Here is a 26,837-nt window from a genome sequence, read left to right as displayed (position 1 = left end):
AGAACATGAGATATCTGAAACAAATTATCCTCGCTTTGGCTGCACTTTGTGTCCTGATCGCATGCGGGAATCAAAGCACAGCTTCTGAAGAAGCGGAAAATACTTATAAAATCTATTATTTGAATCCGGGCATGACCCATCTGGTTTCCCAGGTATACCATGCGGAAGAAACGGAGACAGGGAGGCTGATTGACGAGCTGATGACCCAGTTCCGCACGGTGCCGAAAGATGTGGACTGCCAGGTTTCACTGTCGGAAAAAGTGACATTTCAGAAATACGAGCTGAAGGATCATGTGCTCTATCTGTATTTTGACAATAATTATACCAATGTACAGGAGATGAAAGCCACCCGCGAGATACTTTGCAGGGCGGCGCTTACCAGGACATTTACCCAGATTCCCGGGGTGGAATACATCAACATTAATGTGGGGGACCAGCCGCTGATGGATGGAACGGGCGCTCCTGTGGGAATGCTGGCTTCCGGCGATTTCGTGGACAGCGTCAGCGACGTAAACTCCTATGAAAAGACGGAAATCACGCTGTACTTTACGGATGAAACAGGGGAGAAGCTTTTGCCCGAGCACCGCTCTGTGGTGCACAATATCAACACTTCTCTGGAGAAAATGATAATTGAACAGCTGATTAAAGGGCCGGTCACCGACGGCTTGAATCCTACGCTGCCAAAAGATGTAAAGCTGCTGAACGTATCGGTGAATAAAAATGTTTGTTATATCAATTTTGATTCTTCATTTTTAAACAGTACTTTAGAGGTGAAAGACTACATCCCCATCTATTCCGTTGTAAATTCGCTTACTGAGCTGACCACGGTCAATAAAGTCCAGATCTCGATAAACGGGACCCAGGATGCGGTATATAAGGACTCGATTTCATTGAATACATTGTTTGAAAGAAAAACAGATTTGGGAGGTGCTGCAAATTAAAAGGCCGCTTATGTTCATAACAGGGGCGTTCGTACTTGGAGAGGTACTTACTCTGTTACCTGAACTGGTGGTAATAGGCGTGCTGCTGCTTTTCGCGGCAGGAGGCTTATGGTCTGTGGTGAGAAAAGGCAGAGTCGGGATGATCCTGATTCTGCTTTTCTTTTTGACGGCCGGATTTTTCAGAATGAAATCCGTTACAGACAGATTCGGGGACCCGGCTCTTATGGAAATGGCAGGAGGTTCGGAAATAGAAGCTGTAGGCTTTGTGGAAGACATCAGCCGCAAATCCGGCTATGATATCATCCGGCTTGGAACATGCCGCGTTCAAACGGAGAAAGGGGCAAAAGCGGCGGGAAAGATCCTGCTCTATATGGCCCCGGAATTCCAGGATAAAAATCCCGGACTTTTAAAAATAGGAGGAAAGGTCAGGTGCCATGGGGAACTTGAGGAATTTGAAGGTTCCAGAAATCCGGGAGAGTTCGATGCGCGAACCTATTATGGCGGTCTTAAAATCCGCTGGCGGATGTTTGAACCCAGCCTTATGGCATGCGGTGACAATTACAGCCCTTACCGTCATCTGGTATACCGGGGGAAAATGCATCTTTCCGGCATCCTGGACCGGATCAGTGAACCGGAAGATGTGGGTATTTTCCAGGCCGCCCTTTTGGGAGAAAAAGACAATCTGGATAAGGAGGTACGAAACCTTTACCAGAAAAATGGAATTGCCCATCTTTTAGCCATCAGCGGCCTTCACATCGCCCTGATCGGGGCGGGAATTTACCGTCTGTTCAGGCTGGGCGGAATGGGCTTTTTAAGCTCAGGCCTTCTGTCCGGCCTATGGATTGTCAGCTATGGTATGGCGGTGGGCGGCTCGGCCTCTGTGGTGCGTTCTGTGGCCATGCTGCTGCTCATGATGCTTGCAGAATATCTGGGCAGGACTTACGATCTTCTGACTGCCGCGTCCCTGGCCGCCATTCTGCTGTTATGGGACAGCCCCTGGCTCTTATTTTCCGCCGGCTTCCAGCTGTCCTTCGGCGCTGTATTTGCCATAGGGATTCCGGGAAAATGGATGGATAAGCAGTTGAAGGGACAAAACTCCTGGAAATCCGCTCTGGCCGTCGGAACAGCTATACAGTGGGTGACTTATCCCATCATCAGATACCATTATTTTGAATATCCCGTCTACTCAATTCTATTAAATCTTTTCGTAATCCCATTGATGACCTATGTGGTCTGTTCCGGGGCAGCAGGAGCCCTGCTTGGCTGTGTCAGCCTGAAAGCGGGCCATATGGCGCTGGGCTCCGGCCATTACATCCTTCGCCTGTATGAAAGCGTCTGCCGTATCATCGCTAAATTACCGGGAAGCAGCGTTGTGCTCGGAAGGCCTGAACTTTGGCAGATCGGATTGTATTATCTGGTCATGATAACCGTGTTTCTTCTAATAAAAAGAGGGCAGGAAAAAATGTGGAGCGGGCGTAAGCATTTTCTGATAATTTTGATCTGTCTGGCTCTATCCGTAATATCCCTGTGGAAACTGCCTTTAAGCGGCCTTAGAATAACTTTTATGGATGTGGGGCAGGGGGATGGGATTCTGATCGAATACGAGGATTTGGTGGTGCTGATAGACGGAGGAAGCAGCAGTCAGAAAAAGCTGGGTGAATATACGATGGAACCATTTTTAAAGAGCAAAGGAATCAGCCGGATCGATTATGCATTTATAACGCATGGGGATGCGGATCATATCAACGGAGTCCGCTATCTTCTGGAGGAGGACAGAGGAATCGTCATTGAGAATCTGATGCTTCCTTATCACAGGACAGCGGATGAAAACTGCAGAGAGCTGGAACGGCTGCAAATGGCGCGGGGAAACGCGGTGCAGGATGTGAAGCGGCCGGATTGTCTGAAAAAAGGGAATTTGTCCATTCGATGTGTTTTCCCGGGTGCAGAGGATATTCCCTCTGATATCAATGAGGAATCCTTGGTGCTGGAAGTCCGTTTGGGGGATTTCGGCCTTATCCTTACGGGAGATATGAGCGGAGCAGGTGAAGAGAAGCTGGAATCATACAAAATAGCTCCGGCGTCTGTTCTGAAAGCGGCTCATCACGGTTCCAAGTTCTCCAATACACAAAGCTTTTTGGAACAGCTGAGCCCTGTCTGGACTGTGATCTCCTACGGAGCAGAAAACCGCTACGGCCATCCCCATGAAGAGGTGCTGGAACGTTTAGATGCAGTGCACAGCCGCCTCTATGAGACTGCCGTAAGCGGGGCGGTAACCCTTTGGACCGACGGCAGAAAGATAGTCTGGCATACCTGGATTCCATAAAATCCGAATAAAGTTTAAATGAAATCCGCAGGTTGACTGAAAAGCCCGGCCACCGTATAATAGAGGTTAACGCACGGATTTGGAACCCAGCTTTCAAATCGGTTTCAGCAAACAGGAAAGGAAATGCTATGCAGAAATTAAACCAGGATATCAAAAGCCGGGAGTTTGAACGGGTATATCTTTTATATGGGGAAGAGGCATTTTTGAAAAAAAGCTACAAGAACCGTTTAAAAGAGGCGGTCATGGGCGATGATACGATGAACTACAACTATTTCGAGGGAAAAGGGCTGGATGTTAAGGAACTGATCAGCCTGGCGGATACCATGCCGTTTTTCAGCGATAAAAGGCTTATTATAATAGAAGACAGCGGATTTTTTAAGTCGGCTGCCGACGAGATGGTGGAATATCTTCCGTCTCTGCCGGACACCACCTGTCTCGTGTTTGTGGAATCCGAAGTGGATAAAAGAAACAGGATGTATAAAAAGGTGAAGGAGATCGGTTATGCGGCGGATATGTCCCGTCAGGATGCCAGACAGCTGGCCCAATGGGCCGGCGGAATCCTTGCAAAGGAAGGCAAAAAGATTACCGGAAACACCATGGAACTGTTTTTAAGCAAAACCGGGGATGATATGGAACACATCCGCATGGAACTGGACAAGCTGATCAGCTATACGCTGGGCAGAGACGTGATAACGTCGGAGGATGTGGAAGCCGTCTGCATGGTTCAGGTGACCAATAAGATATTCGATATGGTCAGCGCCATTGTAAACAGGAAGACGAAAGTGGCCATGGATTTATATGAAGATCTTCTGACGCTGAAGGAACCGCCAATGAGGATTCTGTTTTTAATAGCCAGGCAGTTTAACCAGATTTTACAGGTAAAGGAACTGGTGGGGCAGGGGATGGATAAAAGCGGAATCGCTTCCAGGCTCAAGATCCAGCCTTTTATAGCTGGGAAAGTGATGATCCAGGCTAAGACGTTTACAAGGGAACAGATCTTTTCTTATGTGACACTTTGCGTGGATGCGGAAGAAGCTGTGAAGACAGGGCGGCTGGGGGACCGGCTGGCGGTGGAATTGCTGATTACAAAACATTATTAAATCTGGTGGGTGGGAGAGTAGGGTTTTACATTAAGGGTGAAGGCATTTTCGGAAAAGCCTTGAGGATTTAATGTAAAGGGTGAAGGCTTTTTTGAAAATGCCTTCACCCTTGATGTAAATATGGTTCTACAAAAATCCCGATTCCATGCGCCTTCCATCAAAATAAAAAAAGCTTATATTCGTCACACCCACGAATATAAGCTTTTAAAATTTATAATAATTAAGCCATAGAGTTAACAGCTTTTGTGACACGAGATACTTTTCTGGAAGCATTATTTGGATGATAAACTCCCTTTGAGCAAGCTTTGTCGATTTCTGTGATAGCGCTGGTTAAGCAAGCCTGTGCAGCAGCCTTGTCACCGGCAGCAACTGCAGCGTCTACCTTCTTAATAGCTGTTTTAACTTTGGATCTGATCGCTTTATTTCTAGCAGCCTTAGTTTCGTTAACTAAAATTCTTTTTTTAGCAGATTTAATGTTAGCCAATCTGTACACCTCCAATTGAAATAATATATTAATTTAATCTTTGGTTTGCATCAAAGTCTGGACACGGACAGTTCAATGTAAACATACTATTGTATTTTAGCTAATTTATTGAGGGATGTCAATACATATTTTCAGGTTTTTTGCAGAAAATACCATGAGAAGTTACTATTCACAGTCCCGGCGGTCTCTGCCGTCCATTCCGGTCTTGGCAGTTTGCAGGAACTTTCCAGTTCCGGTTTCGGGCATAAGCGCTTCTAAACGTGCAGGATTTTTCTAAAAGCCAAGGGAAATGTCCAAACTCGCTCTGCTCAGACAAGTGGACATTTCCCTTGAACGAAAAATTCTGCGCGTTAAGAATTGCTAAAGCCCTGCAAAGTCACTGGAAAGTTCCTGCAAACTGCCAAGACCGGAATGCACGGCAGAGACCGCCGGGACTGTGAATAGTAACCAAGAGAAGCGATTTTTAACGGACTTGAATTTATGTGGATTTGGGCAAACGTCCGAATCCCATTTCGTAATTTAAAGATGGAGGCGGAAAGAGTGGAGAATATGGAAGCAGAGAAAATGCAGTTTGAGGTGAGGACAGACCTTGCCCTGGAAGAGAAAGAGAGTTTTCCCGGAGACGGAGGGGAGATCAGGGGGGTATCGTTAAGAGAATGGAATGGATGCGAAAATTCCATGAAGCTGACCGAAGTGAAGATTTTAGATGAACGGGGAGCTAAGGCCATGGGAAAGCCAAAGGGTACTTATCTGACTTTGGAAGCGTCCCAATTGAGCGACAAGGATGAGGATTTTCATCGTGAGATATCGGATGAATTGGCGAAGCAGCTGAGAAAACTGGTGAAGCAGGTGTGCAGAAAGCCGTTTTCCCATTATGAGCACCCGGTTCATGTGCTGGTTGTGGGGCTGGGGAACCAGTCGGTTACCCCGGATTCCCTGGGGCCGAGGGTTGTGGGTAATCTTCAGGTAACAAGGCATTTGTGGACCCAGTATGGGGAGGCGTTCTGTCAGAAAAAGAGATTTCCAATTATCAGCGGCATCGTCCCCGGCGTGATGGCTCAGACCGGAATGGAGACGGCTGAGATACTGAAGGGCATTATCCATGAGACAAAGCCGGATCTGGTTATAGCCATCGACGCTCTGGCGGCCAGAAGCGTGCGCAGGCTTGGAACCACCATTCAGCTGACGGATACGGGAATTCATCCCGGGTCAGGGGTGGGAAACCACCGCCACAGCCTGACACACGAGAGCCTGGGGATTCCGGTGCTGGCAATCGGCGTGCCTACGGTGGTGGGAGCGGCGGCCATCGTCCATGACACGGTTTCCACCATGATCAAAACATTGGCAAGCAATTCATCCACCAGTGGTATGGGGAATTTTATAGAAGAAATGAATTCCGATGAACAGTATGAACTGATCCGGGAGCTGTTAGAACCGGAGTTTGGAAGCCTGTACGTGACGCCGCCGGACATTGATGAGACGGTGAAGCAGCTGAGTTTCACCATTTCGGAGGGCATACACGGAGCTTTTTTTCAGCAACAGGAATAATTAATGAAATCTTCCTGCGTTTATCACATATCTTATAAAGGGTGATTATGTGAAACGTAGAAAATGGACGCCATATTTGGCGATAAGGTATGCTATGACAGGGGTGGGAGTTATGCTGATCCTCCTGCTCCTGTGGAAAATGGCAGGATACATGAAGGGGAATGTGATTGGGGAAAAGGCCGGAAGCGCCTTTAATGAGCTGGGAGAAGCATGTTTGGAGCAGATTTGGAAAGAACGGTATCCGCTTGCAGGAGCGGATCTGAACAATGGGGATCAGGCACCATGGTATGTGCTGATGATAAAGAGCGTTTATCCTTCCTTTCATTATAAAGAAAAGAACCAAAAACCGGCGGCCAAACCCCACTCGGATCCGTCCTATGAACGGTATCTGGATGAACAGAGAATCTGCCGGGAATATCAGTATCTGTTTCTATATGGAGGGGAAGACACCAGTTTGGACCCTTCACAGCAGGCGGATACTATGGTTCCGGCTCCAACGCCGATAGAGGAAAAAACGGAAGAACTTCCGCAAAATGTTCCCGGAAAGATCTATTTGAAAGAGCAGCTGGCCGATTATGATTATATGATGAAGAATTTTTACAGCATTCATTCCTCAACAACCGCAGGAAGGGATCTTATGAATGCGGACGAATTTTTAAGCCGCAATTTCAAACTGACCACAGGGGCGGACCAGCCTCAAATTCTGATCTATCATACCCATTCCCAGGAGACATTTGCAGACTTTGGCGTGGATAAGCCGGATGCTACTGTGGTTGGAATGGGCAGTTACCTGACCAGCCTGCTGGAGCAGAAGGGGTATCATGTGATTCACGATACTTCGGTATATGATCTGAGAGACGGAAAGCTGGACCGGAATAAGGCCTATACATATGCTCTGGACGGGATTACCCGGATTCTTCAGGATAATCCGTCGGTGGAAGTGGTTTTGGACCTGCATAGAGACGGCGTGCGGGAAGGGGTGCATCTGGTTTCCGATGTCAACGGCAAGCCGACGGCCAATATCATGTTTTTTAACGGATTATCCCAAACGCCCACAGGGGAAATCGACTATCTGAAAAATCCATACAGGGAAGACAATCTGGCTTTCAGCTTTCAGATGCAGCTGAAGGCGGCCGCTTATTTCCCGGGTTATACGAGGAAAATCTATTTAAAAGGTCTCCGGTATAACATGCATCTGCGCCCTGCATCAGCATTAATTGAAGTGGGAGCCCAGACCAATACCTATCAGGAAGCCTTAAATGCCATGGAACCGCTGGCAGAAGTTTTAGATATGGTGTTGCAAGGAAAATAAAAAAATGATATATTTTTATAGACAGCTGCGGCAGTTTGCCGGGCAGCAAGAGAAAAAGAATGCCAAAACGGCATGATGTACCGTCCCGTGCGGGTACGCAGGCGGCGCATTTGTATACATTTGTACTCTGGTAAGACCAGAAGAAGAGAGGAATATTATGGCAACTGTTGACCAAAGCAAAATTAGGAATTTCTGTATTATCGCACACATCGATCACGGTAAGTCAACCCTTGCAGACAGGATTATAGAAAAGACCGGACTGTTAACCAGCAGAGAGATGCAGTCTCAGGTACTGGATAATATGGAACTGGAGCGGGAGAGGGGCATTACCATCAAGGCCCAGACAGTCCGCACCGTGTATCAGGCAGAGGACGGGGAAGAATATATATTCAACCTGATTGACACGCCTGGACACGTGGATTTTAACTATGAAGTGTCCAGAAGCCTTGCGGCCTGTGACGGAGCGATCCTGGTGGTGGATGCGGCTCAGGGAATCGAGGCGCAGACGCTGGCTAACGTCTATCTGGCCCTGGATCACGATCTGGACGTATTTCCGGTGATCAATAAGATCGACCTTCCAAGCGCCGATCCTGACCGCGTTGCAGCGGAGATCGAAGATGTGATCGGAATTGAGGCGCACGACGCGCCCAGGATATCGGCAAAGACCGGGGTGAACATTGAAGAAGTTTTAGAGGCGATTGTGAAGAAGATTCCGGCGCCGGACGGTGATCCTGAAGCGCCGCTGCAGGCGCTGATTTTCGACTCCTTATATGATTCCTATAAGGGGGTTATCGTATTCTGCCGGATTAAAGAGGGCAGGGTGAAAAAAGGGACTCCGATCAAGATGATGGCAACCGGAGCAACTGCAGAAGTTGTGGAGGTGGGATATTTCGGAGCAGGGCAGTTCCTTCCGTGTGAAGAGCTGAGCGCAGGTATGGTTGGCTATATCACAGCCAGCATTAAGAATGTGAAGGATACGTCTGTAGGCGACACGATTACCAACAGCGAACGCCCTTGCGAACATCCGCTTCCCGGTTACAAAAAAGTGACTTCCATGGTTTACTGCGGCCTGTATCCGGCCGACGGAGCCAAATACAATGATTTGAGAGATGCTCTGGAAAAACTACAATTAAATGACGCGTCCCTGTTCTTCGAAGCCGAGACATCCATCGCTTTGGGATTCGGATTCCGCTGCGGATTTTTGGGACTGCTTCACTTGGAGATCATTCAGGAAAGGCTGGAGAGAGAATACAACCTGGATCTGGTGACCACGGCTCCCGGCGTTATCTACCGGGTTCATAAGAAAAATGGAGAGATGATGGAGCTGACCAATCCGTCCAATCTTCCGGACCCTTCCGAGATTGAATATATGGAAGAGCCTATCGTCACCGCTGAGATCATGGTGACCACAGAATTTGTAGGCGCGATCATGACCCTCTGCCAGGAACGCCGCGGCGTTTATCTGGGAATGGAGTATATGGAGGAGACAAGGGCGCTGTTAAAATACGAGCTGCCGTTAAATGAGATCATTTACGATTTCTTCGACGCTCTCAAGTCCCGTTCCAGAGGATACGCGTCCTTTGATTATGAATTAAAGGGATATGAGCAGTCCGAACTTGTAAAACTGGATATCCTGATCAATAAAGAAGAAGTGGACGCGCTGTCCTTTATTGTACATGCCGAATCCGCCTATGAGCGGGGACGCAAGATGTGTGAAAAGCTGAAAGAAGAAATTCCGAGACATTTGTTTGAGATACCGATTCAGGCAGCGGTGGGAAGCAAGATCATTGCCAGAGAGACGGTTAAAGCCATGCGTAAAGACGTTCTTGCAAAATGCTACGGCGGCGATATCTCCAGAAAGAGAAAGCTGTTGGAGAAGCAGAAGGAAGGTAAGAAGCGTATGCGCCAGATCGGCAATGTGGAGATCCCGCAGAAAGCATTTATGAGTGTGTTGAAATTAGATGAAGAATAGAGAAAAATTAGAATTATATGTGCATATTCCTTTTTGCGCCCGCAAGTGTGAGTACTGTGATTTTTTGTCCGGCGTGGCGCCGGAGGGAGTGCATAGGCAGTATACGGACAAGTTAATAGAAGAGATTCAGCTTCAGAGTGCCAGATACCGGGATTATATGGTTTCAACCATTTTTATAGGGGGAGGCACTCCTTCTATATTAAGGGCGGAATATATGGAGGCGGTCATGGATGCCATCCGGCAGGGCTTTGAGGTGGAAGAGGATGCTGAGATCACCATCGAGGTGAATCCCGGGACGGTGGACAGCCTGAAACTGGATGCGTACCGCAGGGCGGGGATCAACCGGATCAGCCTGGGGCTTCAATCGGCCGATAATGACGAACTTAGGTCTTTGGGAAGAATCCACACCTACGAAGAATTTCTGAAAAGTTACCAGAGAGTGAGAATCGCCGGATTTACCAACGTGAATGTGGATCTGATGTCGGCGCTGCCGGGACAGACCTGCGCTTCCTGGGAAAAGACGCTGAAGAAAGTGCTGATGCTGAAACCGGAACATATATCGGCCTACAGCCTGATTATTGAAGAGGGAACCCCATTTTACACCTATTACGGTCCAAAAGCCAATCCTTTGGAATATAACCGCTGTCCTCTGCCCGATGAAGAGCTGGAGCGGTGGATGTATTATAAGACGAAGGAGATTTTGAAGCAGCATGGATATGAGCGGTACGAGATATCCAATTATGCGAAGCCGGGATATGAATGCAGGCATAATATCGGATACTGGACAGGCGTGGAGTATCTGGGGCTTGGACTGGGTTCTTCTTCTTATATAAAGGGAGAACGGTTCTGCAATGAAAGTGATCTGAAGACGTATTTGGACCGCTGTCCCGACGAAGAAAATCTCTGTCAGGAATTGGAAATTTTAAGCCTGCAGGAAAAGATGGAAGAATTCATGTTTCTGGGGCTGAGGATGATGGACGGCGTGTCCGGAAGCGAATTTGTGGGCCGTTTCGGCCAGAACATGTGGAATGTTTACAAAGATGTGATAGAGAAGCTGGCGGAACAAGGTCTTTTAGAAATAAAAAGCCCTTCGATCCGTTTAACGGAGAAGGGCATTGATGTCAGCAATTATGTGTTGAGCCAGTTTTTACTGGACTAAGAAAACTTCAACGTTTCGTGTTCCGTACTGAGTGGTTTCACCGTGGGTGTTAAAGAAGATATCGATATGGTGTCCTCTGACGCCGCCGCCTCTGTCTTCGGCCGTATAGATCGTGCCGTTGATCATAACCTTTGCTCCGTATGGGATGACCCTTGGATCAACTGCGATTGTGTGATCGGAAGTTGCTACCGCTCCGGTTGAAGTTCTTCTTCCCCAGCCTTCGGAACATCTGGCGCATGGGCAGTAAGCGGTTGTTTTAAACACTCCTAAGGAACGGAAACTGCCTCCGGATACTTCCTGTGCGGCTGTTCCGGTATTATAGGAGATGGTATTGTCGAATTCCTGGTCTCCGATGTAGGCCTGAACGCTGTAAACGCCGTCTTCATACTGGCTCCAGTCGACAGGCACTTCAAATCCGTGTGTTCCGTTCCCTTTGCCGGAAGCGGCTAAGTCTTCCCGGTAGTTGGAAGCAACAACGGTAGTATCCTGAACAATTTCCTGTGTATTTTGATTGCGGATGACGACTCTGGCAACTGCATAAGATGCAGGGTCTGCGCTGTCCCAAGCCCATCCTGTTATTTTGTCCTGAGTTACACTGTCCAGCCGGCCTGAATAAGTGGAAGCAAATGCTGTGAAGCCTCCGAGGAGCGTCATCACTGCTGCCATAATTAAAGCCACTAACAATTTTTTTTCTTTCATAAATAAATCCTTTCTGCTGCTTTGTTAAGAAATTATAACAAATGTAATAATTCTGTAACAACTGACACAAGTACTTATTCTACACAAAAATTACGATTTGTCAAGGAAAATGGATATTTTTTCCATTTTTCCCGATTTTCGGGGAACAAAAAAGGATGCAAAAGCCGCTGCTTCTGCATCCTTTATCTTTTGTTATTCTGCTAAAAAAACTTCTGCTGTCTGTAAGCCGTGGTTCCATGCATCATCATGATTATCATAGTAAATATCGATCATTCTGCCGTTTACACCGCTGCCTTTGTCTTCAACTGTATATTCAGTACCATTAATCAGTACTTTTGTGCCAAGGGGAATCAAGTCTAAATCTGCTGAAATTGTATGTCCTGCCTTAGGAACCGTTCCTGCATAGGTGAGATTGTGGCCTTTGGAACATTTTTCACAGTTGCAGTAGCCGCTGGTGGTAAAAGTTCCAAGAGAATCGCCTGCCTTAGGAGCTTCGGGTTCTTCAATCTTTTCTTCGGCCGGAACGCCGGGGCCGGATTGTTCTGTATCACTTTCCTGCATATCCGCTGTGTCAGCTACTTTCACATCAATCGTTTTGGCGGCCATGGCCGGAAAGGAAAGCAGGATGCCGAACACGCAGATCAGTACGGTCATTCTCAATCGGTATATTAAATTCTTTATCATATGATTTACCTCGCAAATAAATTGTTTGGGTGGATCAATTACCATTATATTACATAATTGTTAAATGTCAAGTTAAGATCGTAATAACTGCTTAAAAGTATTGAAAACGTATTGAAAACAGAGAATATATTTTTAAAAAAGTGTTGACAAACGCATATGAAAGGATTATATTAAGTACATGGTTGTTAGCACTCAATGATTGGGAGTGCTAATAACAAAAAGATGGGAGGCGAAACGATATGGATTTGGATGAGCGTAAGATGATTATATTGAAAGCTATCATAAAAACTTATCTGGATACAGGTGAGCCGGTTGGATCCAGAACCATATCCAAGTTCACTGAACAGAAGTGGAGTTCAGCCACCATCCGTAATGAGATGTCGGATTTGGAGGATATGGGCTATATCATTCAGCCTCATACTTCAGCCGGAAGGATTCCTTCAGATAAGGGATACCGCTTCTATGTGGATCAGATCATGGAAGAGAAGGACAACGAAGTGGCGGAGTTCAAGGAACTGATGCTGCAGAGAGTTGACCGGGTGGAACTTGTGCTGAAGCAGCTGGCACAGATACTGGCAAAAGATACGAACTATGCGGCGATGATAACCGGTCCCAATTACCATCAGAACAAGCTGAAGTTCATCCAGCTTTCCAGAGTTGATTTAAGAAAGCTTCTGGTCGTGGTCGTTGTGGAAGGCAACATTATCAAGAACACCATTGTTCCGGTCAGCGTGGAAGTGACGGATGAAGAAGTTCTGAATCTGAATATTCTGCTGAACACTAATTTGAATGGTCTGACAGTGGAAGAGATCAACTTAGCGGTGATTACACGGCTGAAGGAACAGGCAGGCATGCACAGGGAAGTGGTCGATCTGGTGCTCAATGAGATCGCAGCCGCCATTGTAGCGGATGAGGATCTTCAGATCTATACCAGCGGCACCACCAACATTTTTAAATATCCGGAGTTAAGCGACGGAGAAAAAGCCAGCCAGTTAATCAGCACACTGGAACAGAAAGAACTTTTACAGGAATTGATCTCAGATGTGAATTCCAACAGTGATAATGCGGATATTCAGGTTTATATCGGAGATGAGACTCAGATACAGACCATGAAGGACTGCAGTGTTGTAACCGCCAATTATGACCTGGGAAAAGGTCTTCAGGGAACGATAGGAATTATCGGACCTAAGCGCATGGATTACGAAAAGGTATTGGGAACTTTGCGAACGCTGATGACTCAGCTGGATGTAATCTTCCATAAAGAAGAATAGATGAAAGGTGAATGACAGGCGTGAATAGTGAAGAGATAAAACAGGATGAAATGAAAGAAGAAACCGCAGCTCAGGATAACTTAGAAGAAACAGCTGAAGCTGAGAATGCTCAGGCAGACGCAGAGGAAACAGAACGTGCGGCTGAAGCCGAAGAGGCGGTAAAGAAAGGCTTTTTCGGAAAGAAAAAAGAGAAAAAAGATCCGAGAGATGCTCAGATTGAAGATTTGACAGACCGCGTAAAGCGGACGATGGCTGAATTTGATAATTTCCGTAAACGGACGGAAAAAGAGAAGTCGGCGATGTATGAGATCGGCGCCCGTGACATGGTTGAACGGATTCTGCCGGTTGTGGATAACTTTGAACGAGGCTTAGCCTCTGTGCCGGAAGCGGAAAAGGGCGGCCCTGTGGCGGAAGGCATGGAGAAGATATATAAGCAGCTTATGAAAGCTCTGGACGAAGCGGGCGTGAAACCGATCGAAGCGGTAGGCCAGCCATTTGATCCTAATTTCCATAATGCGGTAATGCATATTGAAGATGAATCACTGGGAGAGAATGTGGTAGCCCAGGAACTTCAGAAGGGCTATATGTACAGAGACACCGTAGTGCGTCACAGTATGGTACAGGTAGCCAATTAAGCGGCAGTAAAGGCAATGACAATTCAAACATTTAGTATAAATATCAGGAGGAAAAAGCTATGGGCAAAATTATAGGAATCGATTTAGGAACAACTAACAGCTGTGTAGCAGTTATGGAAGGCGGTAAACCAGTTGTTATCGCCAATACAGAAGGTGTCAGAACCACACCGTCTGTTGTAGCATTTACAAAGTCAGGCGAAAGATTAGTGGGTGAACCTGCAAAACGTCAGGCAGTTACCAATGCAGACAAGACAATCTCTTCCATCAAGAGACATATGGGTACCGATTACAGAGTAACCATCGACGATAAGAAATACACACCACAGGAAATTTCAGCTATGATTCTTCAGAAGTTAAAAGCGGACGCTGAAAGCTACCTGGGCGAGAAAGTAACAGAAGCAGTTATCACAGTTCCTGCATATTTCAACGATGCTCAGCGTCAGGCAACCAAAGACGCTGGTAAGATTGCAGGTCTTGAAGTAAAACGTATCATCAACGAGCCGACTGCAGCAGCTCTTGCTTATGGTCTGGATAATGAAAAAGAACAGAAGATCATGGTATACGACTTAGGCGGCGGTACATTTGACGTTTCCATCATCGAGATCGGTGACGGCGTTATCGAAGTATTGGCTACTTCCGGTGACAACAGACTGGGCGGAGATGATTTCGACGCAAGAATTACACAGTGGATGACTGATGAATTTAAGAAAGCAGAAGGCGTAGACTTATCTGCCGACAAGATGGCTCTTCAGAGATTAAAAGAAGCAGCAGAAAAGGCGAAAAAGGAATTATCCACTGCTACTACAACCAATATTAACCTTCCATTCATCACAGCTACTTCAGAAGGTCCGAAACATCTGGATATGAACCTGACAAGAGCAAAATTTGATGAATTAACCCATGACCTGATCGAAAGAACTGCAGTTCCGGTACAGAATGCATTAAAAGATGCAGGAATGACAGCTTCCGAATTAGGCAAAGTATTGTTAGTCGGCGGTTCCACACGTATGATCGCCGCACAGGAAAAAGTAAAACAGTTAACCGGCCAGGAACCATCCAAGACCCTGAACCCAGACGAATGCGTTGCTATCGGCGCAGCTATTCAGGGCGGTAAATTAGCAGGCGATGCAGGCGCAGGCGACATCCTTCTTCTGGATGTAACCCCACTTTCCCTGTCAATTGAAACCATGGGCGGCGTAGCCACAAGACTGATTGAGAGAAATACCACAATCCCGACCAAGAAGAGCCAGATCTTCTCAACTGCAGCTGACAACCAGACAGCCGTTGATATCCATGTTGTACAGGGTGAAAGACAGTTTGCAAGAGATAACAAGACGTTAGGCCAGTTCCGTCTGGACGGTATTCCGCCAGCAAGAAGAGGTGTTCCTCAGATCGAAGTTACATTTGATATCGATGCCAACGGTATTGTTAATGTATCCGCTAAGGATCTTGGAACAGGTAAAGAACAGCATATCACCATCACATCCGGCTCCAACATGTCCGATGACGATATCGATAAAGCTGTAAGAGAAGCTGCTGAATTTGAAGCACAGGATAAGAAGAGAAAAGAAGGTATTGATGCAAGAAATGACGCTGACTCCATGGTATTCCAGACAGAGAAAGCTCTTGAAGAAGTAGGCGACAAGATTGATGCCAATGATAAAGCTGCTGTAGAAGCTGATTTAAGCGCACTGAAAGAAGCGATCAACCGCGCTCCAATCGATCAGATGACAGATGCTCAGATCGAAGATATCAAAGCCGGAAAAGAAAAACTGATGGCAAGTGCTCAGGCATTATTTGCTAAAGTTTACGAAGCTGCACAGGGAGCAGCCGGTGCTCAGGGCGCAGGTCCTGACATGGGAAGCGCTCAGGGAAGTGCGCCTGGCGATGATAATGTAGTTGACGGAGATTACAAAGAAGTATAAGATATTTAGATGAAATGAGGAAAGTGTTGTAGCAGTACAGCACTTTCCTTAGTGTGAAAGGTAGACTAACATGGCAGAAAATAAAAGAGATTACTATGAAGTTCTTGGCGTCGACAGAAATGCGGATGATGCTGCCCTGAAAAAAGCCTATAGGGCGTTGGCAAAAAAATATCATCCGGATACCAATCCTGGCGATGCAGAAGCAGAAAAGAAATTTAAAGAGGCTTCTGAAGCCTATAGTGTACTTAGCGACCCGGAAAAACGTAGGCAGTATGATCAGTTCGGCCATGCAGCATTTGACGGCGGGGCAGGCGGCGCCGGCGGATTTGGAGGATTCGGCGGATTTGACTTTAACGGCGCGGATATGGGAGATATTTTCGGAGACATTTTCGGAGATATCTTCGGCGGCAGAGGCGGCCGCAGCAGCGCCCGCTATAACGGGCCTATGAAAGGCGCTAATCTGAGAACGAGCATCCGCATCACTTTTGAGGAAGCTATTTTTGGCTGCGAAAAAGAGATAGAGATCAATTTTAAGGAAGAGTGCGCTTCCTGCCACGGAACCGGAGCGAAAGCGGGCACTTCTCCAGAGACATGTCCTAAGTGTAATGGTAAAGGCAAGATTATGTACACTCAGCAGTCCTTATTCGGCCAGGTGCAGAACGTCCAGACATGTCCGGACTGCGGCGGCACAGGCAAGATCATAAAGGAAAAATGTCCGGACTGCCGTGGAACCGGCTATATCACCAGAAAGAAGAAATTCAAGGTGAACATTCCCGCAGGTATTGACGACGGCATGAGCGTGCGCCTTTCCGGAGCCGGAGAACCAGGCGTCAACGGCGGCGAGCGCGGAGACCTTCTGGTAGAGGCGGTCGTATCCAAACATCCGGTATTCATACGTAAAGACACAAGCATTTTCTCCACAGTACCGATTTCATTTGCAACGGCGGCATTAGGCGGAACTATCCGCATTAAGACGGTTGACGGGCAGGTGGAATACGAGGTGCGTCCTGGAACCCAGACCGATACAAAAGTGCGGCTGAAGGGCAAAGGAGTTCCGTCTCTTCGCAACAGGAATCAGAGAGGGGATCATTATGTTACATTGGTGGTTCAGGTGCCTGAGAAGATGACAGAGGCTCAGAAAGAGGCTTTGCGGAAATTTGACGATGTGATGAACGGCAGGGCTTCTGAGACGAAGGAAACTAAGAAAAAAGGACTTTTCAAATAAATTTAACATCAAGGGTGAAGGCATTTTCAAAAATGCCTTCAGGTTTTACATTAAAGGGTGAAGGCTTTTTCGAAAATGCCTTCACCCTTGGTGTTAAATCCTGAGTGAGGATAAAGATGAACCAGAAGATCATAGACCAGCTAAGCATCATAACAGAGGAAGAACGGGAGCTTTTAGACGGGCGCACGGAGATTGACAAGACCCGTTATACGGAGAAAAAAGATCTGATTGTGGACAGCAAAAAGATGTTGGAGCACGGCAGACTGATCCGAATCCGGCCCCATACCCGTTTTGTGTATTTCCCTAAGCATAAACACAACTTTGTGGAAGTGATTTATATGTGCCAGGGAACCACGACTCATATTGTGGACGACACAAAAGTGGTGTTAAAAGAAGGGGAAATTCTGTTTCTGAACCAGAACGCCACCCAGGAAATACTTCCGGCAGGGAAAGATGATATTGCGGTTAATTTTATTATTTTACCGGAATTCTTTGATACGGCCTTCCGGATGATGGGAGAGGAAGAGAACCTTCTCAGGGAGTTTATTGTGGGCTGCCTGAGAGGAGACAACGGTTATTCCAGCTATCTTCATTTCCAGGTGTCGGATGTGCTTCCCGTTCAGAACCTGATGGAAAATATGGTTTGGACGCTGATGAATAATCAGCCCAATAAAAGAAGCATTAACCAGATCACCATGGGGCTTTTATTTCTCCAGCTGATGCATTACACGGATAAGATCAGCCAGAATGAGGACACATTTGAGCAGGAACTGGTGTTAAATGTGCTCAGATATATTGATGAAAATTACCGGGACGGGGAATTGACGGAACTGGCAGGCCTATTGGGGTATGATATCTACTGGCTGAGCCGGGCGGTGAAAAAGCTGACCGGGAGAACCTATAAGGAGCTTTTGCAGATCAAGAGGCTGAACCAGGCGGCATTTCTTTTGCTGAACACCAAGATAGCGGTGGCGGAGATCAGCGTGGCCGTCGGATACGATAATACCAGCTATTTCCATAGGATTTTCCGGGAGCGGTATGGGATTTCTCCGAAACAGTACAGGGAAAATAATAAGATTACATAGAACCAGAAATTTGCTGCGCAGGGCGGCGGACAAAAGAAGAACCCGGGAAGGGCTGATCCATTCCCGGGTTCTTTTTATGCACTTTTTGACAAACATGGAAAAATGCATAGATAAAATTAATGTTTAAAGGATAAGAACTAAAGATTCAGTAAAATGGCTCTGTAAACTTCCCGGACCAGGTCAACATAATCCACCGCATATGGAGGAAGGGATGTGCCCTTTCGGTAAATGGCCACCGTCTTATTGTAGAGAGGATGTGTCCCGATTGACAGGGCGGTCAGTTTCACTTTTTGCTCTAAGATTGCCAAATGCATGTTGGTTACAATGGCTACGCCGCAGCCCGCGCAGACCAAATCGATGGCTGAATGCACATTGGTCAGATTGTTGATGGAAGCGGGCTGAAAATTCAGTTGTTTAAACAGGTGTCTTGCAGCCATTGTAGTGAACTGGTCTTCCGGCTGAAGCAGAAATTTTTCGTTCCGGGCCCATTCCAACGGAATCCAGGGATACTGAAACTCAGGTTTTATGGTTGCCATACTGATTAAAGGATGGTCCGGCGGGACTGCCAGCACGATTTCAGTGTCCTGGACGAAGGCGGTTTGTAAATTGGGGCGGGCAGGAAATGGCGGAGATCCCGGAGAGACACAGATGGCCAGATCCAGATCCCCCTTCTCAACCATATCATATAAGGTGAGGGTGATGCCCTCCGTAAAACTGAGCTGTACATTCGGGTGCTTCTTTTGATAGGCAATGGCCGTTTGAGATAATAGAAAACGGCCGGACACAGGCGTGATGCCCACTCTCAGCACAGGATATTTTCTGTCGTGCAGCATTTGCAGTTCCCTGTCCATGGTATTTTTCAGACTTAAAATGCTTTGTGCATATTGCACATATTTTAAACCGAAATCTGTAGGAATTGTAGAATTCTTATTCCTGATAAAAAGAGGTTCATCTAATTCAAGCTCCAGTTTTTTTATGGATTTCGTCAAAGCGGGCTGAGTGATAAAGAGGCTTTTGGCGGCATCCGTATAGTTTTGGTATCTTGCCAGAGCTACAACGTAAGTCAATTCTTTAAAATCCATTATTTAATCCCCTATTGTAAATGAATCTAACATAATATCTATGAAAGATGGTTATTATGTCTATGAAATTGTGGAATTTGACACTTAATAATTTGCAATGATATAGTTTAGCTACAATTTTACAGCCAACTTAATTATAGCAAATGAAAGTTTAGAAAACAAGACAGGTATGAAATGGAAAAAAATACCATCAAAAAAGGGGGAATAAGAAATTAGAATAAAAGGAGTAGGAAGATTATGGAAAGGTGGGAAGCGGTTAAAAAGAATATGGAAATTATAAAAAGGGAGGGACTTTTAAGTGGTTAACTATATCATTAAACGGATTGTGATGATGATACCCGTTCTTGTGGGCGTATCATTCCTGGTTTTCAGCCTGCTTCATTTTGCGCCTGGAGATCCCGCCAGAATTATGCTGGGGGACGATGCGCCGGTGGAGGCGATTGAGGAGATGAGAGAAGAACTTGGGCTCAATGACCCTTTTATCACCCAGTATGTGCGCTACATAAAAAACATTGTTACAAAAGGCGATTTCGGCGATTCTTTTAAGTCGAACCGGCCGGTGGTGGAATTGATCTTTGAACGCTATCCGACCACACTGAAGATGGCAAGTGCGTGCTTGGTGATGATGATTATCATGGGGCTTCCGATCGGTATCATATCGGCGGTAAAGCAGTACACGTGGATTGACAATATCGCCGTCACCATTGGTTTGGTGGCGGTGTCCATGCCGAATTTCTGGCTTGGCATGGTGCTGATCATTATCTTTTCGGCAAATCTCCACTGGCTGCCTGCGTCCGGATTCTACGGATGGAAATACTGGATTCTGCCGGCGATGACCGTTGGATTTTCCAATGCGGCCAGCCTTCTCAGAACGACGCGTTCATCCATGCTGGAGTGTATCCGCCAGGATTATGTGGTGACGGCCAGGGCGAAGGGACAGAAAGAGATCACCGTAATTTTACATCATGTGCTGAGAAATGCTCTGCTTCCGATTTTTACTGTAATCGGAATTTCATTTGGAATCATGCTGGGCGGAGCCATTGTTACGGAACAGATCTTTTCCATACCGGGAATTGGTAAGCTGATGATCGATTCCATCAATTCCAGAGATTATCCGGTGGTACAGGGGGCGGTTCTTCTGGTGGCATTTTCCTTCAGCATTATCAATTTAATTGTGGATATTCTTTATTCCCTGATCGATCCGCGAATTAAAATACAGGGAAGAAAGCGGTTGAAAAAGAATGGAGGAAGCGGTTCTTCCAATGAGAAGGGAGTGGCGGCATGATGGGAAACGGAAAAAATAAAGCGGAGAAGGCGCAGAACAATATCAGCCACAGCCGGTTGGGAGATGCCGTCTATCAGTTTTCCAGAAACCGTCTGGCGGTTATCTGTCTGATCGTTTTGCTGGTCATTATCTTCTCATCCGTATTTGCTGATTTCGTGGCTCCCTATGGAATCGACGAGCAGCAGATTTCAGAGGCGCTGATGCCTCCCAGCTTAAAACATTGGTTTGGCACGGACAATTACGGGCGGGATATATTTTCAAGAGTGTTATATGGGGGAAGAATCTCTCTTCTCGTTGCGATGATGGCAACCATCCTTTCCACTGCGGTCGGAGTGATATTAGGTTCCTTAGCCGGCTATTACGGAGGAAAAGTGGACAATCTCATCATGAGGATTATGGATATATTCATGGCAATTCCGTCGCTTCTCATGGCGATCGTTCTGGCTACCAGTTTGGGGGCAGGCCTGCGCAATACCGTATTTGCAATTGCGATTTCCGCCATACCCAGCTTCACCAGGGTGGTTCGGGCCCCCATACTGGCCGTCAAACAGAATGAATATATTGAGGCGTCACGGGCCATCGGAGCAAGGCCGCTGAGACTGATCATCAGGCATATTCTGCCAAACGTGCTGGCCATTATTATCGTTCAGGCAACGCTTGGAGTGGCAAACTCCATTATTTCCGTAGCGAGTTTAAGCTTTTTGGGACTGGGCGTCCAGCCGCCGACTCCGGAGTGGGGAACCATGCTCTCCACAGGAAGATCCTATATCACAAAATGCGCATGGCTGGTTACATACCCGGGTCTTGCAATTGTCCTCAGCGTTATCTGCTTAAATGTTTTAGGCGACGCGCTGCGGGATGCGTTAGATCCGCGGCTGAAACAATAAGGAGGATGCTTGAATGGATAAAGAAAATGTACTAAGTGTAAAAGACCTCCACATTCACTACATAACCCGCAATATGGGGACATGCCGGGCAGTCAACGGCGTCAGCTTTAACCTGGCCGGAGGGGAAACGCTGGGCCTTGTGGGGGAAACAGGAGCCGGAAAAACCACGATTGCCAGAGGAATTATGCGCCTGGTAAGCGATCCTCCGGGGAAAATAATAAGCGGCAGCATCGAATTTAAAGGGGAAGACCTGCTTCAAATGCCTTTAAAGAAGATGAAAAAATATAGGGGAAATAAGATCTCCATGATATTTCAGGACCCGATGACAGCGCTGAATCCCATCGATCCGGTGGGGATGCAGATTATGGAGGTATTAAAGCTCCATTCCGGTTTAAAAAGCAAGGCGGATTTGGAACGGAAAGCGGGGGAAATGCTGGAGCTGGTTGGAATCCCGGCAGAGAGATTAAAAGAATATCCTCATCAATTTTCAGGGGGGATGAAGCAGAGAATCGTAATCGCCATCGCATTGGCCTGTTCCCCGGAACTTTTGATTGCGGATGAGCCGACCACCGCATTAGACGTGACGATCCAGGCACAGATTCTGGATTTGATGAACAAACTAAAAAGCGAGATGAAGACGTCCATGATTCTGATCACACACGATCTGGGAGTGGTTGCGGAGATGTGCGATAAAATTGCAGTTGTCTATGCCGGAGAGATTGTGGAATACGGCACGGCCAGGCAGATTTACAAAGAAACCGCGCACCCTTATACCATCGGGCTGTTTGAGTCGCTGCCCAGCTTAACGGGAGAGGAAACCAGATTAAAGCCCATTATGGGTATGATGCCGGACCCGTCTAATCTCCCTTCCGGATGCTATTTTCATCCGCGGTGCCCTTATGCGGATAAGCGGTGTGAAGAATGCAAACCGGAGCTTTTGGACATTGGCGGTGGACATTTGGTGAGATGCGGAAAAACCGGGCTTGCTGCCGGACGCGGAACAGGAGGTTTGTGATGGATACAATTTTAGAAGTCAAAAATTTGAAAAAATACTTTGATACTCCTGGCGGTAGGCTTCATGCGGTGGATGATATCTCATTTTCCATAGGACGCAAGCGGACTCTTGGGATAGTGGGAGAAAGCGGTTGTGGAAAATCCACCGTGGGACGGGTGGTTCTTCATCTTTTAGACCATACGGACGGGAAGATATTTTATAACGGTCAGGATATTTCCGATATTACATCCAAAAGAAGATATGAGCTGTGTTCGGAGATGCAGATGATTTTCCAGGACCCCATGTCCTCCATCGATCCCCGGATGACGGTATTTCAGACCATAGCGGAGCCGTTAATCATATTTAAATACGGTTCAAAAGCAGAAATTGAGAAGCGGGTATTTGAAATCATGGATACGGTGGGAATTGCGAGAAGGATTAAGGACGCATACCCGCATGAGTTGGACGGAGGGCGAAGACAGAGAGTGGGAATTGCCAGAGCGCTTGTATTGTCTCCCAAGGTTATTGTCTGCGACGAGCCGGTTTCCGCGCTGGACGTTTCCATACAGGCTCAAATCCTGAATTTGATGCAGGATCTTCAGGAACAGATGGATCTGACTTATATCTTTATTACTCATGACCTGTCGGTTGTGCGCTACATATCACATGAGATTATGGTCATGTATCTGGGGCAGATGGTTGAATACAGCCAGTCAAAGGAGCTGTTCAAACATCCCCTGCACCCTTATACAAAAGCGCTTTTGTCAGCAGTTCCGGTGCCTGACATCGATGTGAAAAAAGAACGTATTCTTTTGAAAGGGGAGATTACATCACCAATTGATCCAAAGCCGGGCTGCCGCTTTGCAGCCAGATGTATTTACGCCCAGGAGAAATGTTTTCATGAAAATCCGGCGTGGCAGGAAGTTACAAAAGGACATATGGCGGCTTGCCATTATGTAGAAAAAATCAATCAATGATTCATTCAATGAGGAGGTAGTTCATATGAAAAAAGTGATGGCATTTTGTCTCACAGCGGCACTGGTGTTGTCGACAATTGGATGCGGCGGTTCAAAAGAGCCGGCCCCGTCCCAGGGAAAGGAACCGGCCGCAGCCCAGGCCGAAGATAATAAGGAAAGCAGCGCTCAGAGCGGGCAGGCGGTGTCCAGCAAAGACACGATCATTATGGCCAGCAACGTGGAGCCGGCAACCCTCGATCCCTCCGGTTTGGACAGCGCATCCATAAAACGAGTATACTGCCAGGTATTTGACCAGCTGTTCCGTTATGACGGCAGTAGTGCCAACATCGTGCCTTACGCGGTGGAATCCTACGAGATGGACGAGGACAATCTGGGAATTACCCTGCATCTGAGAAAGGACATCGTGTTCCACAACGGCGACAAGGCGGATGCAGACGATCTGGTGTTTACATTTGCCCATTATAAGGGAAGCAGCATTGGCTCCACATTGGATTTTATTAATTTCGACGATGTGACAAAAACAGATGATTACAGCGTGCATGTGGGCTTAAATTATTCCTTTGGCGCGCTGCTGGATTCCCTGGTAAAAGTCAGCCTGTTCTCGGAAAGCGCTACGACGGAAAAGGGAGAAAAGTTCGGACAGGAACCGGTGGGAAGCGGACCCTATAAGTTTGTAAAATGGGTGAGCGGCGATAATATCACTCTGGAAGCCAACGAGGATTATTGGAATGGGGCACCGGCCATCAAAAACATGATCATCCGTCTGATTTCCGAACAGTCGGTTCAGATGATTGAGCTTGAAGCCGGAACCATTGACGTAGCTTTAGATCCTCTGAATTCGGATGTGGCAGATCTGCTGAACAAGGGAAGCGAAAACCTGAAAGTCAACAGCGGAGGCGAAGTAGTGGTAGTATTTATGGCCTGCAATTATGAATCAGAGAGCGGCATTATGAAGGATAAGAGAGTCCGCCAGGCCATCGCCTATGCGATTAATACCGAAGACGTAGCGGCAGTCGCTTATGACGGAACGGGAAAAGGAGCGACAGGGCTGATTCCTCCGGGCGTTATGGGATACGACGAGAGCTTAAAAGAGAATTCCGTGCTCACCACGGCAGATGTGGATAAAGCCAAAGCGCTTTTGGCAGAGGCGGGATATCCGGACGGACTTACATTAACCATGGTCAATGCCAATGTAATCACTTATACGAGGGCTGCGGAGGTAATCCAGAACCAGCTTGCAAAAATCGGTATCACGCTGGATATCACGACTTATGACGATGCGACTTCTTCATCCATGCAGGAAGGCGATTTCAAAGAAGACTTGTGCATCCGCCTTGTGAATATCAACGGCGATCCTATTGTATCTCCGTATGGAACCCATTTTGAGCCGGCAAAAGGCGTTGTAGGGGGAAGAAATGTATCCAAGAATGCTAATGATCCCGAAACGGAAGAGCTTCAGAAGACCATTGATGAGCTGAAAGTAACCTTTGACCAGGATAAAAAAGAGGAACTCTTAAAAGAGGCCCAGAAGATCTGCAACGAAAATATGTGGTGGATTCCTCTTTGCTTTGCCAGCCTGAATGAGATTCAGAACACTTCGCTGAAAGGGAACATGAAAGTTGTAAACTATGAGTATATGAATAAAGCGTATTTTGAATAGATAAAAAAGCAGGATTTCAGGAAGGGAAAAATGAGAAAGGGAAGCGTACATATAATTACAGACTTTTATTCAAAAGCATTAGACAGCAGGAGAACACTCAGGGTCTATCTCCCGCCCCGATATGAAAAGTCTCAGGAGCGGTATCCGGTAGTATATTTGCATGATGGCCAATGGGCTTTTTCCGAAAAGGGAAAAAAGCGCTGGGACGTGGACCTGATAGTGGAGGACTTAATTCAGACAGGGTATATTCCGCCGGTCATTTTGGTGGGAATCGACTGCAATGAAAAAGACCGCAGAAGGGAGATGACCCATACGACGCCGCCCCCATTCCGTAAAATGGGCAGAAGAGGTTATGTACCGTGTTATGCGTTTGAAGGAGAGGGGCTGGGATTTTCCTATGAGGCATGTCTGGCGGACGAAGTGAAACCATATATAGACAGCCATTTCCGGACGAAGCCGGAAAAAGAAAATACCATGCTGGCCGGTTCTTCTATGGGCGGAATCGTAACGCTGTGCATGGGCATGAACCGCCATGAAATATACGGAATGTTAGGCCTGATATCTCCGGCTATTCACTGGTTGTCAGATGAATTTTATAATTCCATCCGGAATTACGGCCAGAAGATCTGGCTGGACTGTGGAATGGCCGAGTCCTACTATGTGGATAATACCAGGGAACTTTACCGCATTTTTTCAGGAATTGGCTACAGACAGGGTGTGGATCTGCACTATCTGGCCCAGCCGGACGCAGTGCATACGGAGCAGTATTTCAGCCAGAGATTCCGGATGGCACTGCTGTGGATGTTCGGAGAGAAGACAAAGCCCAAGGCGGCGGCGATTCAGTGCAGAAATACGGTATCGGTCAACGGCTATCCTTCAATCCTCAATACGGTTGTATTCTATGAAAATGGAATCATGAGCAGCGATATGGATGCCGGCTACCAGGTGGAACCGGAAGGGATTTTAACCATTGAACCCACCGGCGAGGTGAGGGCGCTCCATCCGGGAGAAGCCGCCATCACATATAAAAACGGGGATTTGACCGTAAGCAAACAGGTTACGGCCATCAATTCCCTGTCGGGCAGCGTTTTGCTGAATATTTCTGTGGAAGTGCCGGAAAACACGCCGCAGGACGAACCGGTCGTATATCATTTTTTCCGGGATCAGTACTGCATTCTGAACCGGAAGGAAAAAAATGTTTTTACGGGAAGCATCGGCGTTCCGCGGGACTGGGAGTTTTACGGACATTTTGGACGCTGTATTGAAAACCGTGATTTGAAAACGGAATGTACGAAAGAAGGAAAAGAGGTGAACCGGTTTGTCCGGGCATCGGAAAGCCAGTCGCTCTACTATGTGGTGGAAAAGTGGAAGGATTGACGGATTATCAGGTATCACATATCGGGCGGTGTAAGGCCCGGCACGTAATATAACAGTATTATACTGGGGCAGCGGCATTCGGCGTGAACGAATGCCGCTGCCCCAGTTCTTTTTTTATCTGCAAATAAGGACGTAGTTTTTCATTAACCAGGTTCTTATTTTTTCGCCTTTTTTCAGTTATGATAAAGTCAGATTAAAATGTTAGGAGCGAT

At 47.0% G+C, this 26,837-nt stretch carries 22 protein-coding genes; 18 read left to right on the top strand and 4 right to left on the bottom strand.

Annotated features, from left to right (window positions below; all coding sequences use genetic code 11):
* Positions 1-5: 5 nt before the first annotated feature.
* The 3 genes from C0033_RS19940 to holA all read left to right on the top strand — a co-directional run bounded on the left by C0033_RS19940 (position 6) and on the right by holA (position 4,364).
* Positions 6-941, top strand: coding sequence for a GerMN domain-containing protein (locus C0033_RS19940; protein WP_103229658.1), 936 nt, complete (start codon positions 6-8; stop codon positions 939-941).
* A 10-nt stretch (positions 942-951) separates the two neighbouring features.
* Complete coding sequence (locus C0033_RS19935; RefSeq protein ID WP_103229657.1) at positions 952-3,264, top strand: DNA internalization-related competence protein ComEC/Rec2; 2,313 nt, start codon at positions 952-954, stop codon at positions 3,262-3,264.
* A gap of 128 nt (positions 3,265-3,392) precedes the next feature.
* Complete coding sequence (holA, locus tag C0033_RS19930; RefSeq protein ID WP_103229656.1) at positions 3,393-4,364, top strand: DNA polymerase III subunit delta; 972 nt, start codon at positions 3,393-3,395, stop codon at positions 4,362-4,364.
* A 220-nt stretch (positions 4,365-4,584) separates the two neighbouring features.
* Here the strand turns inward: holA and rpsT are convergent, their stop codons facing one another.
* The gene (gene rpsT / locus C0033_RS19925; RefSeq protein ID WP_103229655.1) at positions 4,585-4,848 is read right to left on the bottom strand and encodes a 30S ribosomal protein S20; all 264 of its coding nucleotides are present in this window, start codon (positions 4,846-4,848) and stop codon (positions 4,585-4,587) included.
* 525 nt (positions 4,849-5,373) lie between these two features.
* Between rpsT and gpr the strand changes: the two genes are divergently transcribed.
* From gpr to hemW, 4 genes are all read left to right on the top strand, one after another.
* Positions 5,374-6,396 carry a GPR endopeptidase gene (gene gpr, locus C0033_RS19920; protein WP_103229685.1) on the top strand — a complete coding sequence of 341 codons (1,023 nt, stop codon included), beginning with the start codon at positions 5,374-5,376 and terminating at the stop codon, positions 6,394-6,396.
* Between the two features lie 49 nt (positions 6,397-6,445).
* Complete coding sequence (locus C0033_RS19915) at positions 6,446-7,708, top strand: stage II sporulation protein P (RefSeq protein WP_242984561.1); 1,263 nt, start codon at positions 6,446-6,448, stop codon at positions 7,706-7,708.
* Between the two features lie 157 nt (positions 7,709-7,865).
* The gene (gene lepA, locus C0033_RS19910; protein WP_103229653.1) at positions 7,866-9,680 is read left to right on the top strand and encodes a translation elongation factor 4; all 1,815 of its coding nucleotides are present in this window, start codon (positions 7,866-7,868) and stop codon (positions 9,678-9,680) included.
* The gene (gene hemW / locus C0033_RS19905; RefSeq protein WP_103229652.1) at positions 9,670-10,839 is read left to right on the top strand and encodes a radical SAM family heme chaperone HemW; all 1,170 of its coding nucleotides are present in this window, start codon (positions 9,670-9,672) and stop codon (positions 10,837-10,839) included. The genes lepA and hemW overlap by 11 nt, the downstream gene beginning before the upstream one ends.
* Here the strand turns inward: hemW and C0033_RS19900 are convergent.
* Positions 10,828-11,538, bottom strand: a complete 711-nt coding sequence (locus tag C0033_RS19900) for a 3D domain-containing protein (protein WP_103229651.1) — start codon at positions 11,536-11,538, stop codon at positions 10,828-10,830. The genes hemW and C0033_RS19900 overlap by 12 nt on opposite strands.
* A gap of 192 nt (positions 11,539-11,730) precedes the next feature.
* Positions 11,731-12,222, bottom strand: coding sequence for a 3D domain-containing protein (locus C0033_RS19895; RefSeq protein ID WP_242984560.1), 492 nt, complete (start codon positions 12,220-12,222; stop codon positions 11,731-11,733).
* A 239-nt stretch (positions 12,223-12,461) separates the two neighbouring features.
* On the opposite strand from C0033_RS19895, the gene hrcA reads away from it, so the two are divergent.
* The 5 genes from hrcA to C0033_RS19870 all read left to right on the top strand — a co-directional run bounded on the left by hrcA (position 12,462) and on the right by C0033_RS19870 (position 18,363).
* Positions 12,462-13,493: a heat-inducible transcriptional repressor HrcA gene (gene hrcA / locus C0033_RS19890; protein ID WP_103229650.1), complete on the top strand. Its 1,032-nt coding sequence runs from the start codon at positions 12,462-12,464 to the stop codon at positions 13,491-13,493.
* Positions 13,494-13,504: 11 nt separating this feature from the next.
* Positions 13,505-14,128 (top strand): nucleotide exchange factor GrpE, encoded by a 624-nt coding sequence (grpE, locus tag C0033_RS19885; protein WP_103229649.1) that lies wholly within the window; start codon positions 13,505-13,507, stop codon positions 14,126-14,128.
* Between the two features lie 59 nt (positions 14,129-14,187).
* Entirely contained in the window at positions 14,188-16,053 is a 1,866-nt protein-coding gene (dnaK, locus tag C0033_RS19880; RefSeq protein ID WP_103229648.1) for a molecular chaperone DnaK, read from the top strand.
* 70 nt (positions 16,054-16,123) lie between these two features.
* Positions 16,124-17,278, top strand: a complete 1,155-nt coding sequence (gene dnaJ / locus C0033_RS19875; protein WP_103229647.1) for a molecular chaperone DnaJ — start codon at positions 16,124-16,126, stop codon at positions 17,276-17,278.
* 116 nt (positions 17,279-17,394) lie between these two features.
* Entirely contained in the window at positions 17,395-18,363 is a 969-nt protein-coding gene (locus C0033_RS19870) for an AraC family transcriptional regulator (protein WP_103229646.1), read from the top strand.
* Positions 18,364-18,500: 137 nt separating this feature from the next.
* Here C0033_RS19870 and C0033_RS19865 read toward each other — a convergent pair whose 3' ends face one another.
* Positions 18,501-19,445 (bottom strand): LysR family transcriptional regulator, encoded by a 945-nt coding sequence (locus C0033_RS19865; protein WP_103229645.1) that lies wholly within the window; start codon positions 19,443-19,445, stop codon positions 18,501-18,503.
* 298 nt (positions 19,446-19,743) lie between these two features.
* Between C0033_RS19865 and nikB the strand changes: the two genes are divergently transcribed.
* The 6 genes from nikB to C0033_RS19835 are packed head-to-tail and all read left to right on the top strand — an operon-like array spanning position 19,744 to position 26,625.
* A complete protein-coding gene (gene nikB / locus C0033_RS19860; protein ID WP_103229644.1) occupies positions 19,744-20,730 on the top strand; it encodes a nickel ABC transporter permease in 987 nt (328 codons plus the stop codon).
* Positions 20,727-21,617, top strand: a complete 891-nt coding sequence (locus tag C0033_RS19855) for an ABC transporter permease (RefSeq protein WP_347501203.1) — start codon at positions 20,727-20,729, stop codon at positions 21,615-21,617. Before nikB ends, C0033_RS19855 begins: the two co-directional genes overlap by 4 nt.
* Positions 21,618-21,630: 13 nt before the next feature.
* Positions 21,631-22,632 (top strand): ABC transporter ATP-binding protein, encoded by a 1,002-nt coding sequence (locus tag C0033_RS19850; RefSeq protein ID WP_103229643.1) that lies wholly within the window; start codon positions 21,631-21,633, stop codon positions 22,630-22,632.
* Entirely contained in the window at positions 22,632-23,588 is a 957-nt protein-coding gene (locus C0033_RS19845) for an oligopeptide/dipeptide ABC transporter ATP-binding protein (protein WP_103229642.1), read from the top strand. The genes C0033_RS19850 and C0033_RS19845 overlap by 1 nt, the downstream gene beginning before the upstream one ends.
* A 25-nt stretch (positions 23,589-23,613) precedes the next feature.
* A complete protein-coding gene (locus C0033_RS19840) occupies positions 23,614-25,248 on the top strand; it encodes an ABC transporter substrate-binding protein (RefSeq protein ID WP_103229641.1) in 1,635 nt (544 codons plus the stop codon).
* Positions 25,249-25,278: 30 nt separating this feature from the next.
* Positions 25,279-26,625 carry an alpha/beta hydrolase-fold protein gene (locus C0033_RS19835; protein ID WP_103229640.1) on the top strand — a complete coding sequence of 449 codons (1,347 nt, stop codon included), beginning with the start codon at positions 25,279-25,281 and terminating at the stop codon, positions 26,623-26,625.
* The last annotated feature ends 212 nt before the right edge of the window (positions 26,626-26,837 follow it).

Source organism: Clostridium sp. chh4-2 (assembly GCF_002899675.1).
In the GTDB taxonomy this organism is placed as follows: Bacteria; Bacillota; Clostridia; order Lachnospirales; family Lachnospiraceae; genus CHH4-2.
This window is presented reverse-complemented; position numbering and strand designations above follow the sequence as displayed.

Bases quoted from the DNA above. Each gene is read 5' to 3' on its own strand.
- C0033_RS19940 (WP_103229658.1), top strand. From the start codon at position 6: ATGAGATATCTGAAACAAATTATCCTCGCTTTGGCTGCACTTTGTGTC.
- C0033_RS19935 (WP_103229657.1), top strand. From the start codon at position 952: ATGTTCATAACAGGGGCGTTCGTACTTGGAGAGGTACTTACTCTGTTA.
- holA (WP_103229656.1), top strand. From the start codon at position 3,393: ATGCAGAAATTAAACCAGGATATCAAAAGCCGGGAGTTTGAACGGGTA.
- gpr (WP_103229685.1), top strand. From the start codon at position 5,374: ATGGAGGCGGAAAGAGTGGAGAATATGGAAGCAGAGAAAATGCAGTTT.
- lepA (WP_103229653.1), top strand. From the start codon at position 7,866: ATGGCAACTGTTGACCAAAGCAAAATTAGGAATTTCTGTATTATCGCA.
- hemW (WP_103229652.1), top strand. From the start codon at position 9,670: ATGAAGAATAGAGAAAAATTAGAATTATATGTGCATATTCCTTTTTGC.
- C0033_RS19900 (WP_103229651.1), bottom strand. From the start codon at position 11,538: ATGAAAGAAAAAAAATTGTTAGTGGCTTTAATTATGGCAGCAGTGATG.
- C0033_RS19895 (WP_242984560.1), bottom strand. From the start codon at position 12,222: ATGATAAAGAATTTAATATACCGATTGAGAATGACCGTACTGATCTGC.
- hrcA (WP_103229650.1), top strand. From the start codon at position 12,462: ATGGATTTGGATGAGCGTAAGATGATTATATTGAAAGCTATCATAAAA.
- grpE (WP_103229649.1), top strand. From the start codon at position 13,505: ATGACAGGCGTGAATAGTGAAGAGATAAAACAGGATGAAATGAAAGAA.
- dnaK (WP_103229648.1), top strand. From the start codon at position 14,188: ATGGGCAAAATTATAGGAATCGATTTAGGAACAACTAACAGCTGTGTA.
- dnaJ (WP_103229647.1), top strand. From the start codon at position 16,124: ATGGCAGAAAATAAAAGAGATTACTATGAAGTTCTTGGCGTCGACAGA.
- C0033_RS19870 (WP_103229646.1), top strand. From the start codon at position 17,395: ATGAACCAGAAGATCATAGACCAGCTAAGCATCATAACAGAGGAAGAA.
- C0033_RS19865 (WP_103229645.1), bottom strand. From the start codon at position 19,445: ATGGATTTTAAAGAATTGACTTACGTTGTAGCTCTGGCAAGATACCAA.
- C0033_RS19855 (WP_347501203.1), top strand. From the start codon at position 20,727: ATGATGGGAAACGGAAAAAATAAAGCGGAGAAGGCGCAGAACAATATC.
- C0033_RS19850 (WP_103229643.1), top strand. From the start codon at position 21,631: ATGGATAAAGAAAATGTACTAAGTGTAAAAGACCTCCACATTCACTAC.
- C0033_RS19845 (WP_103229642.1), top strand. From the start codon at position 22,632: ATGGATACAATTTTAGAAGTCAAAAATTTGAAAAAATACTTTGATACT.
- C0033_RS19840 (WP_103229641.1), top strand. From the start codon at position 23,614: ATGAAAAAAGTGATGGCATTTTGTCTCACAGCGGCACTGGTGTTGTCG.
- C0033_RS19835 (WP_103229640.1), top strand. From the start codon at position 25,279: ATGAGAAAGGGAAGCGTACATATAATTACAGACTTTTATTCAAAAGCA.